The sequence below is a fragment of the Myxococcus guangdongensis genome (genome assembly GCF_024198255.1).
GTDB lineage: Bacteria > Myxococcota > Myxococcia > Myxococcales > Myxococcaceae > Myxococcus > Myxococcus guangdongensis.
The window spans coordinates 15,634-29,330 of the sequence record NZ_JAJVKW010000023.1 but is presented as its reverse complement, the minus strand read 5'-3'; the positions used below and the strand labels follow the sequence as shown (position 1 = coordinate 29,330).

The window sequence follows — 13,697 nt, the reverse complement described above, 5'->3', positions numbered from 1 at the left end:
GCCCCGCGCGCAATGGACCTCTCGAAGCTCAATCCTCCTCAGCGCGAGGCCGTGGTCACCCTCCAGGGTCCCTTGCTGGTCCTCGCGGGTGCTGGGAGCGGGAAGACCCGCGTCATCACCCACCGCATCGTCCACCTGCTCAACGAGCGGCCAGACCACATCCTGGCTCGCAACATCCTGGCCGTCACCTTCACCAACAAGGCGGCCTCGGAGATGAAGGAGCGCCTGGTCCACATGGCCGGGCCCCGCGCCCAGGGCGTGCTCGTGTGCACCTTCCACGCCTTTGGCGCGGAGATGCTCCGCGAGGACATCCACCGGCTGGGTTGGCCCAAGAAGTTCGCCATCGCGGACATGGGCGACCAGCTGGCCATCATCCGCCGCGCCATGAGGGATCACCGCATCGACGACCGCGCCTTCGACGCGCGCAAGGTGCTGGGGCTCATCTCCAAGGCGAAGAACTCCGGCCAGGCGCCCGAGACCAAGCCCGAGGGCAGCGGCGACGACTACGACCTCATCACCCACATGGTCTACCCGGACTACCAGCTCGCGCTGAAGGCGCAGGGCTCGGTGGACTTCGACGACCTGCTCATCCTCCCCACGCGGCTGCTCCGTGAGCACTCGGACCTGTACCTCAAGTACACGCACCGCTTCCGCTACCTGCTGGTGGACGAGTTCCAGGACACGAACCTCGCACAGCTGGAGCTGCTCAAGCTGATGGCGGGGCAGTCCAAGAACGTCTGCGCGGTGGGGGACGACGACCAGTGCATCTACTCGTGGCGCGGCGCGGAGGTGCGCAACATCCTCCACTTCGACCACTTCTTCCCAGGAGGGAAGGAGGTGCGCCTGGAGCAGAACTACCGCTCCGTTCAGATGGTGCTGGACGCGGCCAACGCCGTCATCGCGAAGAACCCCGAGCGCAAGGCCAAGCAGATGTGGACCGACCGCAAGGGAGGCCCCCGGGTGAAGGTGGTGGCGTGCCCCAATGACGAGGAGGAGGCCCGCTTCGTCGCGCACGAAATCCAGAAGCACATCTCCCTGGGCGTCCCCGCGGACGACATCGCGGTGCTCTACCGGACCAACGGCCAGTCGCACCCCATCGAGGAGATGCTGCGCGAGAAGAACATCGCCTACGAGGTGGTGGGCGGCAGCGAGTTCTTCGACCGGCGCGAGGTGAAGGACGTCATCGCGTACTTCAAGGTCATCGTGAACCGGCTGGACGAAATCTCGCTCATGCGCATCATCAACGTCCCGTCGCGCGGCATCGGCGACGTGACGGTGGAGCGGCTGCACGCGCACTCGCGCGCGGAGGGCGTCACGCTGTGGACGGTGATGCGCAAGGCGTCCGAGTACGACGACCTGCCCCCGGGCGCGGGCGCCAAGGTGCACGAGTTCGTGGACCTCATCGAGCGCTACCGCGCGGCTTACGAGGCGGGGCAGCTGGCCGTGGCCACGCGCAAGCTCTTGGAGGAGATTGGCTTCCGGGACGCCACGCGCGCGCACGCCACCAGCGCCACCAGCGCGGACAAGAAGCTCAAGGGCGTGGACGGTGTCATCGACTCCTTGGAGCGCTTCGAGAAGCGCGAGGGCCCCAAGGCCAGTCTGCTCACCTACCTGAACCGGCTGAGCCTGGACAACAAGCAGGAGGACGACGAGGACGTCCCGGGCAGCAATCGCCGCGTCACCCTGATGACCATCCACTCCTCCAAGGGCCTGGAGTACCGGCTCGTCTTCTTCATCGGGATGGAGGAGGACCTGATGCCCCACGGCGGCATGCAGGGCGAGGCGCAGAACCTCGAGGAGGAGCGCCGGCTCTGCTACGTGGGCATCACCCGCGCCAAGGAGCTGCTCTACCTCACCCGCGCCGTCACCCGCGTGAAGCGTGGCAAGGAGGTCCCCCGGACGCCGTCCCGCTTCCTGGAGGACCTGCCCGAGGACGTCATCGAGCTGGTGACGCCTGATGCGCCGCGTCAGGGGCCGCCGACGACGGAGGAGAAGAACTTCTTCGCCAACCTCAAGGAGCGCTTCAAGAAGCCCCCGCCGGGCGCCGTGGGAGGTGGAGGCGCGCCGCCTGGAGGTAGGGTGGGGTAGGTAAAGGGCCTTCCGTGGCTCCGAGGGCTCCGCCAACCTTGACTTGATCCTCCATGACCGCTAGGAGGTTCGGCCTTTCCGGGCCTCTTCGGATGTTTCGTGGAGGACCTGTGGTTGGTTCCGCACGAGATGCGGTCCCCGGCATGCACCTGGCGACCGCGAGAAGTTTGGAGTGCACGAAATGTCGCAGAAGACCTACAGCGCGAAGGCTGGGGACATCAAGCGCCAGTGGCACGTCATCGACGTGTCCGACAAGGTGCTGGGCCGCGCGGCGAGCCAGATTGCCACCTTGCTCAAGGGCAAGCACAAGGCCATCTACACGCCGTCCATCGACACGGGCGACCACGTCATCGTCATCAACGCCGACAAGGTGAAGGTGACGGGGACGAAGGAGAAGGACAAGATGTACTACCGGCACCCGCGCGCGGGTTTCCCCGGTGCCCTGAAGATCACCAACCTGGAGAAGCTCCGCCAGCGCCACCCCGAGGACATCGTCATCAACGCGGTTCGCCGCATGCTGCCCCGCAACGCGCTGGGTCGGCAGATGATGACGAAGCTGAAGGTCTACGCGGGTGATACCCACCCCCACGCCGCCCAGAAGCCGGCTGCGTACTCGGTTGAGGCGTAAGGGAGACAACGTCCATGCCCATCCACCAAGAGCTCGGTTTCTACGCCACCGGCCGCCGCAAGGAGGCCACCGCTCGCGTCTGGCTGCGTCCCGGCACGGGTCAGGTCACCATCAACGGTCGTGAGATCAACGACTACTTCGGTCGCGAGACCTCGAAGATGGTGCTCAATCAGCCCCTCGAGATCCTCGAGCAGAAGGGGAAGCTCGACGTCACCGTGAACGTTCGCGGCGGCGGTCTCTCCGGCCAGGCCGGCGCCATCCGTCACGGCATCGCCCGCGCCCTGTGCGCCTTCAACCCGGAGTTCCGTCCGGCGCTGAAGAAGGCCGGCTTCCTCACGCGTGATGCTCGCGCGGTCGAGCGCAAGAAGTACGGTCAGCCGGGCGCGCGTCGCCGGTTCCAGTTCTCCAAGCGCTAACCTCACCGGTTGGTTGCTCGCTGTCTCCGCGGCGGAGGCTCTCTCACGAGGGTCTCCGCCGTGGTGTTTTCGGGGACTCACTCCATGGTGTGTCGCGCGGGCGCGGGAGCGTCTGCTACCATTCGCGACGCCCATGGAACTCAATGAGATCCTCCAGATCGCCCTGCGCGGCGGTGCCTCCGACATTCATCTCAAGGCCGGTCTGCCGCCCATGTTCCGGGTGGATGGCTCATTGGTGCCGTTGAAGGACGGCCGTCGCCTTCCGCCCGAGGAAGTGGCGCGGATGGCGTTCGGCATCATGAACGAGTTCCAGAAGGAGAAGTTCAAGTCGAGCAACGAGGTGGACCTGGCCTACGGAGTCCCGGGCCTGGGCCGCTTCCGAGTGAACGTCTTCCAGCAGCGCGGCACCGTGGGCGCGGTGCTGCGAGTCATCCCGTTCAAGGTGATGACGATGCAGGACCTGCTGTTGCCGCAGGTGCTGGCGAAGATTTGTGGCGAGGAGCGCGGTCTCATCCTGGTGACGGGCACGACGGGCTCCGGCAAGTCGACCACGTTGGCGGCGATGATCGACCACATCAACTCCAACGAGACCAGCCACATCATGACGATTGAGGACCCCATCGAGTTCCTCATTCGCGACAAGCGCTCCATCGTGAACCAGCGCGAGGTGGGCGTGGACACGATGAGCTTCGCGCAGGCGCTCAAGAGCGCGCTGCGGCAGGACCCCGACGTCATCCTCGTGGGCGAGATGCGAGACCACGAGACCATCGAGACGGCGCTGCACGCGGCGGAGACGGGCCACCTGGTCATGTCCACGCTGCACACGCTGGACGCGACGGAGACGGTGAACCGCATCGTCTCCGCCTTCCCTCCGCACCAGCAGAAGCAGGTGCGCATCCAGCTGGCCTCGGTGCTCAAGGGCGTGGTCAGCCAGCGACTGGTGCCGCGCGCGGACGGCAAGGGCCGCGTGGCCGCGGTGGAGGTGCTGCGCGTCACCGCGCGCGTGCGCGAGCTCATCGAGGACAAGGACCGCACGAAGGAGATCCACGACGCGATTGCGCAGGGTACGGACTCGTACGGGATGCAGACCTTCGACCAGTCGCTGATGAGCCTGGTGCGCCAGGGACTTGTCACCTACGACGAGGCCCACCGTCAGGCGTCCAACCCGGACGACTTCGCGCTGCGCTTCTCTGGCATCAGCGGCACGTCCGACTCCAAGTGGGACAGCTTCGACGCGAAGCCGGGTGAGGCCCGTCCGATTCCGGGCTCGGCCGCCTTCGCGCAGAAGGGCGCGCCCGTGGGTGCGGCGCCGCCTCCCGCCGCGCCGCCCACGCCGGCTCCGGTCCAGGTCGCGCGTCCCGCGACGCCCCCGGCGCCGAACGTCGCGCGTCCGCCCGCGCCCGCTCAGGCCATGCGCCCCGCCGCGCCTCCACCTGCGGCCCGTCCTCCCGCCCCAGCCCCCGCGCCTGCTCCGGCGGCGGGGGGGGATGACGACTTCCAGATCGAACGCTTCTGAGTTGCTGGGGCACCGTGAGTCGAGGCCGCTGTTTGCGGCCCGACCTCGGTGCTCCGCTTGAGGTCGCTGAGTCGCCGCGAGGCCGCGAATGCTCCGGCCTCGGTGCTCTCCCCGAAGTGATGCTGCGCCGTGAGGGCAGGGCGCCTCGAACGCCCCTGCCTCGGAACTCTGCCTCCCGTGTCGACAGGTCCCCGTGAGGCGAAACAGCTCCGCGGTCGTCCACCTGCGAGACGAGACCTGTGAGAGGTGGCGCGTTCGCTCAGCGGGCCTCGTCCACCGCTCGGGTTCGTGGCAGGGAAGGGGAGTCGTCCTCCCTTCAATCCGGTCCGCGCGACCCGCCGTCGTCATCCACTCCGAGCGGCGGGCTTCGACTCCCGCCGCCGTGTCACACGGTGGCTACGCGTCTTCCTCGCCCAGCATGGCCCGCAGGCGCGACAGGCGCAGCGGGCCCATGAGGCCCTCCTTCGCAAGAGCCTGGAGCAGATGGGCAGTGGCGTGCACCTTCTCCTCCTGCTCCTCCTCGGGCTTGTCGGCCACCTGCGCGTCCAGCAGCGCCTCGATGTGCTCGGGGTTGATGGGCGCCGGCCCCTCCGCCCAGGCGATGTCGAACAGCGCCCTCGCCATGACCTCGCGCACCTTGCGCTCGGCGTCGTCCTTCGAGGCCTTCACGAACCCGACGAACAGCGCGTCCACCGCCTCCTTCGTCAGCGCCGCCAGCGCGGGCACCTCGCCCAGCGACTCCTTCACGTATTCGCGGTCGAAGCTGTCCACGTCCTGCTCGTAGCCGAACGCCTCCTCCAGGAGGATGGAGGCGATGAACGCGTCCGTCTCCTCCTCGCTCGCGCCCTCCTCGGTCAGCGCCTCACGCGCCTTCCGGGCGGCCTCGGTCAGCTCCGAGTCCTCCTGAATCGCCCGCGCCGACGCGTGCGCCGCCAGCAGCACCAGCGCCGCCTGGGCGTCCGAGGACAGGACGCGGCCACCCACGTCCATCAGGATGGCGGCCTGGCGCGGGTGCGCCTTGGCGGCCTCGGCGAAGAACTGTTCCTCCGGGTCGAGGGCGCCACCCGCCTGCTGCTTGCGGAGCGTCTCCTTCGCGACATCAGCGGTGAGGTAGCGGGCGAGGACTGGGTGCATGCCGCGCCTGTTACCACATGCTACGTATCCCGCCATGCTCCCGGAGGAAGAAGGCCCCGAGGCCGTCCAGCGCGCCACGGATGTGGGGCTCAAGCTCCTGGGCATCCGCGCCCGCACGCGCCAGGAACTGCTCCAGGCCCTGGAGAAGAGGGGCTTCGCCCCCTCTGTCCGCGAGGCCGCGCTCGCCCGCCTCGAGGGCTGGGGCTACCTGGACGACACCCGCTTCGCCCAGGAGCGCGCCGCCTCCCTCCTGCGCTCGGGCAAGGGCCCCGCCTCCGTCCTCCAGAAGCTGCAGACCCACGGCCTGTCCGAGGACGCGGCCCAGGGCGCGCTGGAGTCCGCCACGGGCGCGGTGGACTTCGACGCCACGGCCGCCGCGCGCGCCGTCCTGGAGAAGCGGGGGCTGATGGCCCGGCCGCTCGACGAGAAGACGTGGGCCCGCGCCGCGCGGCTGTTGTCCGGGCGGGGATTCTCCGAGGACGTCATCCAGCAACTGCTCGGCGAACCTTCACTGGACCCCTCGGGGCCGGACGAATAGCGTGCCGCCGATGCGTTCCGTCGTCGCCTTCCTGACCGTCGTCCTCTTGTTCGCCTCGGGTTGCTCCACCCTCTCCGGCTCCCAGGGTGGAGACCCCGACTACGCCGCCGACGCGGAGGAGAACCTCCGGCTCGGCAGCGAGGCGCTGGAGAACAAGGACTTCTTCAAGGCCCAGAAGTACTTCGAGTACGTCCGGGTGAAGTACCCGTACCAGGAAGCCGCCCGCGAGGCGGAGCTGCGCCTGGCGGACCTGGACTTCGCCCGCGAGGCCTTCGCCGAGGCCCGGGACCAGTACCAGGCCTTCATCAAGCTCCACCCCACGCACGCCAAGGTGGACTACGCCGCCTACCGCTCGGCGCTCACCCACGTGGAGGACTTCCCGTCCGACTTCTTCGCGCTGCCTCCTTCGAAGGAGAAGGACCAGGGCGAGATTCGCGCCGCGCTCTCCACCATGGAGGAGTTCCTCCGCCAGTACCCGGATTCGCAGTACGTCCCCGAGGCCAAGCGGCACGCGGACGACGCGCGCAAGCGCCTGGCCGAGCACGAGCTGTACGTGGCCCGCTTCTACACGAAGCGCGAGCGCTGGAAGGCCGTGGCCCAGCGCCTGGAGTCGCTGCTCACGAAGTACCCCGGCACGCAGTACGAGGAGGAGGCCCTCTTCGACCTGCACGAGGCCTACGTGAAGCTCAACGACCCCAAGCGCGCCGAAGAGACGCTGCGCCAGGTGCTGCGCCGCCTGCCGGGGACGCCCGCCGCCCAGAAGGCCCAGCGCATGCTGGGCACGTGAGGTCCCCGGAGGTCACGTGAGGTCCACCGAGGAGTGGAGCCGGCTGGGTGGACTGGTCATCGCCGGACTGGCGGTGCTCGCCGCCTGCGCGGTGCTCGTGCCCCGGCTCCTGGGCTTCGCCGCGGGCCCCGAGGCGGAGATCATCACCGCCCTGAAGCACACCGAGGCCTATGGGTTTTCCCTGCCCATCCCCCTCGCGGACGCGCCCCTGGTCTCTCAGGAGCTCCACTTCGCCCGCATCACCGTGACGCTGGAGCCCGGCGGTCAGCGCGCCGAGGCCCACGCCACGCTCGACTTCAACGGCACCCTGGGCCCCACCCGCGTGGGCACCGCGGGCGTGGAGAGGGTGCCCTTCGTGCGACGTCAGGGCGATTGGGTGCCCGAGAAGAACACCTCCCCCCGACTGGTGGCCGTGGTCTCCGCGCTGGAGGCCCGGCGCCGCGCGCTGGAGGCCGCGGACGCGGAAGCCCTGGCTCGGCTTTCTGTTCCGGGGAATCCCGGAGTGGGGGGCGCGGAGTGGGATGAACTGAAGATGTTGCGAGAGCGCTTGTATCGGGCGGAGGCGTGGTACATCCGGTTGGAGCGGGAGCAAGCAGTCGTGACGGAGCACTGGCGGTTGCAGGGCTCCCTCCCGTCGAGGCCGGTGGACACCCGGGGCCAACGGTCGCTGTCGCTCACGCTTCACGGTGATGAATTCTTGTTTTCGCCCGGGCTCATGTAGGCTAGCCGCGTCGGAGGCAGGGCCCGAGGACGGGCCGGAGTCATGGAAGAGCCCCTCAAGCAGCTACTGACCCTCGGGCGCGGCTACTTCGAGAAGAAGCAGTACGCCCAGGCCGAGCAGTACCTCGCGAAGATCGTCGAGCAGAATCCGACGTTCGCGGACGTGTTCAACATGCTCGGCATCATCTACCACGACCAGGGCCAGTTCGCCCGGGCCCAGCGGGCGTTCGAGTCCGCGCTGAACCTGAATCCGGCGTACACCGAAGCGGCGCTCAATCTCGCGGTCATCTACAACGACATGGGCAAGTACGCCGAGGCGAAGGAGGTCTACCAGGCCGCCTTGTCCCGGCAGAAGACGGGCCCCGGGGAGCTGGACCCCTACGTCGAGAAGAAGATCGCCAACATGTACGGCGAGATTGGCGACGTGTTCGCCTCGAGCGGCGCATGGCAGCGCGCCATCGAGGAGTACCGCCGCGCGCTGGGCCTGTGTCCGCAGTTCGTGGACATCCGCCTCAAGCTGGGCAATGCCCTGCGCGACGCGGGTGACAACGCGGCGGCCATCGCCGAGTACGAACAGGTCATCGCGCAGAACCCGTCCTACATCCCCGGCCGTATTCAGTACGGGGTGGCGCTGTACTCCGCGGGACGCAGGGCGGAGGCGGTGCAGGTGTGGGAGGACGTGCTGGCGCGCAGCCCTGACAACAAGAGCGCGCAGATGTACCTCAACCTGGTGAAGGACCCCGGCAAGGTGGAGCAGGCGGGTTGATGACCATGGATATCTCGAAGACCTATGCCCTGAAGTTCATCTCCGGGAAGTACCAGGGCGGAGAGTTCCCCCTGAAGGCGGAGAAGCAGATCGTCATCGGCCGCTCCAGCGAGCTGGACATGGTGCTCGTGGAGGACATGGTCTCGCGCAAGCACGCGAAGATCAGCTTCTCCAATGGGAAGATCACCATCGAGGACCTGGGCTCCACCAACGGCACCTTCGTCAACGGCGAGAAGGTGAAGCAGTCGGGGCTCAAGGAGGGGGACCGCATCCTCATCGGTACCTCCATCCTCAAGCTCGTGCACCAGGGCGCCGACGGCGCCAACGTGGACGAGAGCACGGCCAAGCTGAAGCTGGAGGAGGCCGCCGCCGCCCAGGCCGCGCGGACCACCACCAAGGGCAGCTCCATGACGGGGAAGATTGAGGAAATCCCCCTGCCGGACCTGCTCCAGCTCTTCCACACCTCCAAGAAGAACGGCGTGCTGGTGGTCAACAGCACCCAAGAGGGGAAGATCTACCTGCGCCAGGGCCGCGTGTACTACGCGGTCATCAACGAGAACCACAACCTGGGGCCGCAGAAGAGCTTCAACCGCATCATCACCTGGGAGTCGGGTGACTTCGAGCTGCGGCCGGCGGACAGCCAGGAGTTCATGGTGGAGCTGGACTCGTCCACCGAGGCGCTGCTGATGGACGCGCTCCGTCAGCTCGACGAGCTCAAGCGGCTGCAGCCGAGCCTGCCGCCTCCGGAGGCCATGCTCCAGCTGTCGGTGCCGCTGGTGCCGCCGCTCAAGGAGCTGACGCCGGAGCTATTGGACGTGCTCCAGCTCGTGCTCAACCAGGGCACGCTGGCCGGGGTGCTGGACCGGGCGGACGCGGATGACGTCGTCACCGCCGAGGGCCTGGTGCACCTGCTCAAGCGCGAGTACGTCCGCATCATCTAGGTCGCACACGAAGCCCGCTCTCCTCCTGGGAGGGCGGGCTCCATCGGAAGGGATGTCGCCGTGGCGGACGCGAAGTCGGTGAAGCGCCTGCGCCTCACCGAGCTGAGTCACTGCGCGGGTTGCGCGGCGAAGCTGCGAGCCGGGGACCTGGCCCAACTGCTGGGAGGGCTCAAGTCCTCCCGGCCCCCGCAGGCGCTGGTGGGCTTCAACACGAATGACGACGCGGCCGTCTACCGCCTCGCGCCCGGCCTCGCCGTGGTGGAGACGGTGGACTTCTTCCCGCCCGTGGTGGACGACCCGTTCCAGTTCGGCGCCATCGCCGCGGCGAACGCGATGTCGGACATCTGGGCCATGGGGGCGAAGCCGCTGTTCGCGCTCAACCTCGTGGGCTTCCCGGACAGCCTTCCCAAGTCCGTGCTGGCGCGCATCCTCGAGGGCGGGCAGTCCAAGGTGGAGGAGGCGGGCATCCCCATCCTCGGCGGCCACAGCATCCGAGACCCCGAGCCGAAGTACGGCCTGGCCGTCACCGGCGTGGTGCACCCCAAGAAGGTGCTCACCAACGCGGGCTCGAAGCCGGGGGACGTGCTGCTGCTCACCAAGCCGCTGGGCACGGGCATCGCCACCACCGCCATCAAGCGGGGCGTGGCCTCCAAGCAGCTGCAGAAGAACGTCATCGGCGTGATGACCACGCTCAACCGCGCCGCGGGCGAGGTCTTCGCCTCCGGGAAGTTCAAGGTGAACGCCCTGACGGACGTGACGGGCTACGGCCTGTTGGGCCACCTGTTGGAGATGATGACGGCCGCGAAGACGCGCGCGGCGGTGGACCTGGAGCGCGTGCCGCTCATCGCCGAGGTGCCCTCGCTGGCCGAGGAGGGTGTGGTGCCGGGCGGGACGAAGTCGAACCTGGAGCACGTGCGGAAGAAGGTCCGCTTCCCCAAGGGGCTCCCCGAGGCCATCCAGTGGGTGCTCGCGGACGCGCAGACCAACGGCGGCCTGTTGGCCAGCGTGCCCGCGAAGGACGCGGTCAAGGCGCTCAAGGCCCTGGACAAGGCCGGGGTGGACGCGGCGCTCCTGGGCGAGGTCCGGGCGGGCCGTCCGGGCATCGACGTCATCGGCTGAACCGGGCACGGGGCGGGGATTTCGCGCCCGGGGTGGGGCTCCGCTAGCATCCCGCTCCGGCATGACGTCGTCCTCCCGCTCCCTGCTGTTCCTCCTCGCGTGCCTCTGCTGGGTTCCCGTCACGGCGGGAGCCGGCGAGCGCCCCGCGCGCATCGTCATCGACCCGGGCCATGGCGGCCTGAAGGAAGGCGCCAAGGGCCCCGGCGCGCTGCGCGAGAAGGAGGTGGCGCTGCAGATTGCCCACCGCCTGCGCTCGAAGCTGGAGGCCGCTGGCGGCGAGGTGTACCTGACGCGCGAGCGCGACGCGCTGGTGAGCCTCACCGAGCGCGTGGAGATGACGAACGACCACGGCGCGGACCTCTTCATCTCCATCCACGCCAACTCCATGCCCACGCCCCGCATGCGGGCTCGCACCGAGGGGGTGGAGACATACTTCCTGTCGGCCAGCGCGTCGGGTGAGGCGGCGCTCGCGGTGGCGGACCGGGAGAACTCGGAGGCGCCCATGTCGAGGGCGGCGCGCGGCGACTCGACGCTGGCGCTCATCCTCGATGACCTGGTGCGCACGGAGGCGCACTCGGACTCGTCCCGGCTGGCCTACGCCATCCATCCCCGGCTGGTGTCGCGCACGCGGGCGACGGACCGGGGCGTGCAGCAGGCGCCCTTCTTCGTGCTCTCCGGCGTGGAGTGTCCGGCGGTGCTCGTGGAGGTGGGCTACATCTCCCATCCGGAGGAGGGCCTGAAGCTGGGGCGGGGGGACTACCAGGAGAAGCTGGCCGAGGCCATCAGCGAGGGCGTGCTCGCCTTCCTGAAGGACACGCGCCGCAGGGACGCCGCCCGGCCGGCCCAGGTGGCGGGCTCGCAGACGCCCTGAGTGGACAAGGCGCCGACTCGGACGACACGCAAGCGGCGCGGCTCTGGTAGAGAAGGGGCGCGCTCATTCCCTACCCAGGAGCTCGCCGTGCGTTCCTTCCAACGTGGTGCACTGGACCTTCGCCCCGTCATCCTCACGCCTGGAGTGTCCCGCTACGCGGAGGGCTCCGTGCAGGTGGAGTTCGGCAACACCAAGGTGCTCATCACCTGCTCCACCGAGGAGCGCGTGCCCCCGCACCTGATGGGGAAGGGGACCGGCTGGGTGACGGCCGAGTACGGCATGCTCCCGCGCGCCACGCACACGCGAAACCACCGCGAGGCGGCCAAGGGCAAGCAGACCGGCCGCACCATGGAGATCCAGCGCCTCATCGGCCGCTCCCTGCGCGCGGCGGTGGACCTGTCCACGCTGGGGCCGCGCACCCTGACGCTGGACTGTGACGTGCTCCAGGCGGACGGCGGCACGCGCACGGCGTCGATTACCGGCGCCTATGTGGCGGTGGTGCTCGCGCTGCGCTCGCTGCAGAAGCAGGGCACGCTCACCAAGCAGCCCAAGCTCACCCCCATGGCCGCGGTGTCCGTGGGCGTGGTGAACGGGGAGGTGCGCGTGGACCTGGACTACGAGGAGGACTCCAAGGCGGACGTGGACCTCAACATCGTCGCCACGGGAGATGGACGCATGGTGGAGGTGCAGGGCACCGCCGAACACCAGCTCTTCGACCGCAAGACGATGGACGCGATGCTCGACGGGGGGCTCGCCGCCATCCATCAGCTCGTCGCCGCGCAGGCCAAGGCGCTCGAATGAGCGCGGCGCTCCCGAAGCTGCTCTTCGCCACCACCAACAAGGGGAAGCTGCGCGAGCTGCGCCAGCTGGTGGGGGACTCGGTGGAGGTGGTGTCGCTCGCGGACCTGCCGCCGGTGCCGGAGCCCGAGGAGGACGGCGACACCTTCGAGGCCAACGCGGTGAAGAAGGCGGTGGCGTACGCGCGGGCCACGGGCCTGCCGGCGCTCGCGGACGACTCGGGGCTGTGCGTGGACGCGCTCGACGGCCAGCCCGGGGTGCTGTCCGCCCGCTACGCGCCCGGCGACGACAAGGACCGCTACGAGAAGCTGCTCTCGGAGCTGCGCGGAGTGCCCGACGAGAAGCGCACCGCTTCGTTCCGCTGCGCGCTGGCGCTGGCGTGGCCGGATGGGCGCACGCACGTGGAGGAGGGGCGGTGCGAGGGGCGCATCGGCCACGCGCCGCGCGGTGAGCACGGCTTCGGGTACGACCCCGTCTTCATGCTTCTGGACAGTGGCCGGTCGCTCGCGGAGCTCACCGCCGAGGAGAAGTCCGCCATCTCCCACCGGGGCGCGGCCTTCCGGAAGATGAAGCCGAAGCTGCTCTCGCTCGCCTCGCGTCCGTGAATCGCGAGGTCAGGCACGTGGGCCTTGCGCGTCCGTCCGCGATGGTTCAACAATGCCGGACTCTACTTTTCGGGGCGTAGCGCAGCCTGGTAGCGCACCTGCCTTGGGCGCAGGGGGTCGGAGGTTCGAATCCTCTCGCCCCGATTTTTGAGTAGCGAAGGAAGCAGTCCTCCGGCCAGCGAGCTCCAGTAGCTCAGCTGGATAGAGCACCGACCTTCTAAGTCGGGGGTCCCAGGTTCGAGTCCTGGTTGGGGCGTTGCTCCAACAGCTGAAAACTGTTGGAGGAATGGGCCCCGCCCGCAAGGGCGGGGCCTGCTGGCCGAGAGTCCTTTCCGAGCTAATTCCGGTTGCCCTAGAGCTGGGCTTCCTGCTCGGTTTTCGCTTCAGTTTGAAGAGACGCCTGACGGTTGGGCCGTTGAGGTCTCGCCTGGCACGTCGGTCGCCGGCCAGACGCCGCTCGAAGCCACTGCTGCAGCGCTTGAGGTGCTTGCCGTTGCGCGGCCGAAGGGCGGTGCGCAATGAGCGCCGTCAGGTCGAGTCTCGCCAGACCCGGTGCTGAACCGCAACTGAGTGACCTGCTCGCTCGCGTCAGGTGGCTTGAGGATCACCTCGCCGCCATCGCGTTGATGGCTGGCGCGCAGGTTGACTCTGCGTCCTACCTGCGATCCGTCCCGCCTGCGGTGCTTCAGGGCTTTGCCCAGCAGGTGGAGGCGCTGGCGAACGCGGCTGTCACCCAACCGTCCAGTCCTGCGGACCCCGAGTCCAAGAAC

General features: G+C 68.6%; 14 protein-coding genes and 2 tRNA genes. 15 read left to right on the top strand and 1 reads right to left on the bottom strand.

Annotation, left to right across the window (positions count from 1 at the left end):
* The first annotated feature begins 12 nt into the window (after positions 1 to 12).
* From LXT21_RS41815 to LXT21_RS41800, 4 genes are all read left to right on the top strand, one after another.
* Positions 13 to 2,088 carry an ATP-dependent helicase gene (locus LXT21_RS41815; protein ID WP_254043847.1) on the top strand — a complete coding sequence of 692 codons (2,076 nt, stop codon included), beginning with the start codon at positions 13 to 15 and terminating at the stop codon, positions 2,086 to 2,088.
* A 181-nt stretch (positions 2,089 to 2,269) separates the two neighbouring features.
* Positions 2,270 to 2,716 (top strand): 50S ribosomal protein L13, encoded by a 447-nt coding sequence (gene rplM / locus LXT21_RS41810; protein ID WP_046712180.1) that lies wholly within the window; start codon positions 2,270 to 2,272, stop codon positions 2,714 to 2,716.
* 14 nt (positions 2,717 to 2,730) lie between these two features.
* Positions 2,731 to 3,132 (top strand): 30S ribosomal protein S9, encoded by a 402-nt coding sequence (gene rpsI, locus LXT21_RS41805; RefSeq protein WP_046712181.1) that lies wholly within the window; start codon positions 2,731 to 2,733, stop codon positions 3,130 to 3,132.
* A gap of 133 nt (positions 3,133 to 3,265) precedes the next feature.
* The gene (locus LXT21_RS41800) at positions 3,266 to 4,648 is read left to right on the top strand and encodes a type IV pilus twitching motility protein PilT (protein ID WP_254043846.1); all 1,383 of its coding nucleotides are present in this window, start codon (positions 3,266 to 3,268) and stop codon (positions 4,646 to 4,648) included.
* Positions 4,649 to 5,044: 396 nt separating this feature from the next.
* Here the strand turns inward: LXT21_RS41800 and LXT21_RS41795 are convergent, their stop codons facing one another.
* A complete protein-coding gene (locus LXT21_RS41795) occupies positions 5,045 to 5,782 on the bottom strand; it encodes a hypothetical protein (protein ID WP_254043845.1) in 738 nt (245 codons plus the stop codon).
* Between the two features lie 34 nt (positions 5,783 to 5,816).
* On the opposite strand from LXT21_RS41795, the gene LXT21_RS41790 reads away from it, so the two are divergent.
* The 11 genes from LXT21_RS41790 (at position 5,817) to LXT21_RS41740 (ending at position 13,183) form a co-directional block, all read left to right on the top strand.
* On the top strand, positions 5,817 to 6,320 hold the full coding sequence (locus LXT21_RS41790) for a regulatory protein RecX (RefSeq protein WP_254043844.1): 504 nt from the start codon (positions 5,817 to 5,819) through the stop codon (positions 6,318 to 6,320).
* Positions 6,321 to 6,330: 10 nt separating this feature from the next.
* Positions 6,331 to 7,107, top strand: coding sequence for an outer membrane protein assembly factor BamD (locus LXT21_RS41785; RefSeq protein ID WP_254043843.1), 777 nt, complete (start codon positions 6,331 to 6,333; stop codon positions 7,105 to 7,107).
* Positions 7,108 to 7,123: 16 nt separating this feature from the next.
* Positions 7,124 to 7,828 carry a hypothetical protein gene (locus LXT21_RS41780; protein ID WP_254043842.1) on the top strand — a complete coding sequence of 235 codons (705 nt, stop codon included), beginning with the start codon at positions 7,124 to 7,126 and terminating at the stop codon, positions 7,826 to 7,828.
* 42 nt (positions 7,829 to 7,870) lie between these two features.
* A complete protein-coding gene (locus LXT21_RS41775; RefSeq protein ID WP_046712186.1) occupies positions 7,871 to 8,593 on the top strand; it encodes a tetratricopeptide repeat protein in 723 nt (240 codons plus the stop codon).
* Between the two features lie 5 nt (positions 8,594 to 8,598).
* Positions 8,599 to 9,534, top strand: coding sequence for a DUF4388 domain-containing protein (locus LXT21_RS41770; RefSeq protein ID WP_254043841.1), 936 nt, complete (start codon positions 8,599 to 8,601; stop codon positions 9,532 to 9,534).
* A 78-nt stretch (positions 9,535 to 9,612) separates the two neighbouring features.
* Positions 9,613 to 10,653 (top strand): selenide, water dikinase SelD, encoded by a 1,041-nt coding sequence (selD, locus tag LXT21_RS41765; protein WP_254043931.1) that lies wholly within the window; start codon positions 9,613 to 9,615, stop codon positions 10,651 to 10,653.
* 61 nt (positions 10,654 to 10,714) lie between these two features.
* Positions 10,715 to 11,524 (top strand): N-acetylmuramoyl-L-alanine amidase family protein, encoded by an 810-nt coding sequence (locus tag LXT21_RS41760; protein WP_254043840.1) that lies wholly within the window; start codon positions 10,715 to 10,717, stop codon positions 11,522 to 11,524.
* An 87-nt stretch (positions 11,525 to 11,611) separates the two neighbouring features.
* On the top strand, positions 11,612 to 12,325 hold the full coding sequence (rph, locus tag LXT21_RS41755; protein ID WP_254043839.1) for a ribonuclease PH: 714 nt from the start codon (positions 11,612 to 11,614) through the stop codon (positions 12,323 to 12,325).
* Positions 12,322 to 12,927, top strand: a complete 606-nt coding sequence (locus LXT21_RS41750; protein ID WP_254043838.1) for an XTP/dITP diphosphatase — start codon at positions 12,322 to 12,324, stop codon at positions 12,925 to 12,927. The genes rph and LXT21_RS41750 overlap by 4 nt, the downstream gene beginning before the upstream one ends.
* Positions 12,928 to 12,997: 70 nt before the next feature.
* Positions 12,998 to 13,071 (top strand) — tRNA-Pro (locus tag LXT21_RS41745).
* Positions 13,072 to 13,109: 38 nt separating this feature from the next.
* Positions 13,110 to 13,183, top strand: a tRNA-Arg gene (locus tag LXT21_RS41740).
* Positions 13,184 to 13,697 lie beyond the last annotated feature (514 nt).

Bases quoted from the DNA above. Each gene is read 5' to 3' on its own strand.
- LXT21_RS41795 (WP_254043845.1), bottom strand. From the start codon at position 5,782: ATGCACCCAGTCCTCGCCCGCTACCTCACCGCTGATGTCGCGAAGGAG.
- LXT21_RS41760 (WP_254043840.1), top strand. From the start codon at position 10,715: ATGACGTCGTCCTCCCGCTCCCTGCTGTTCCTCCTCGCGTGCCTCTGC.
- rpsI (WP_046712181.1), top strand. From the start codon at position 2,731: ATGCCCATCCACCAAGAGCTCGGTTTCTACGCCACCGGCCGCCGCAAG.
- LXT21_RS41750 (WP_254043838.1), top strand. From the start codon at position 12,322: ATGAGCGCGGCGCTCCCGAAGCTGCTCTTCGCCACCACCAACAAGGGG.
- LXT21_RS41815 (WP_254043847.1), top strand. From the start codon at position 13: ATGGACCTCTCGAAGCTCAATCCTCCTCAGCGCGAGGCCGTGGTCACC.
- LXT21_RS41770 (WP_254043841.1), top strand. From the start codon at position 8,599: ATGGATATCTCGAAGACCTATGCCCTGAAGTTCATCTCCGGGAAGTAC.
- LXT21_RS41785 (WP_254043843.1), top strand. From the start codon at position 6,331: ATGCGTTCCGTCGTCGCCTTCCTGACCGTCGTCCTCTTGTTCGCCTCG.
- rplM (WP_046712180.1), top strand. From the start codon at position 2,270: ATGTCGCAGAAGACCTACAGCGCGAAGGCTGGGGACATCAAGCGCCAG.
- LXT21_RS41790 (WP_254043844.1), top strand. From the start codon at position 5,817: ATGCTCCCGGAGGAAGAAGGCCCCGAGGCCGTCCAGCGCGCCACGGAT.
- LXT21_RS41775 (WP_046712186.1), top strand. From the start codon at position 7,871: ATGGAAGAGCCCCTCAAGCAGCTACTGACCCTCGGGCGCGGCTACTTC.
- LXT21_RS41800 (WP_254043846.1), top strand. From the start codon at position 3,266: ATGGAACTCAATGAGATCCTCCAGATCGCCCTGCGCGGCGGTGCCTCC.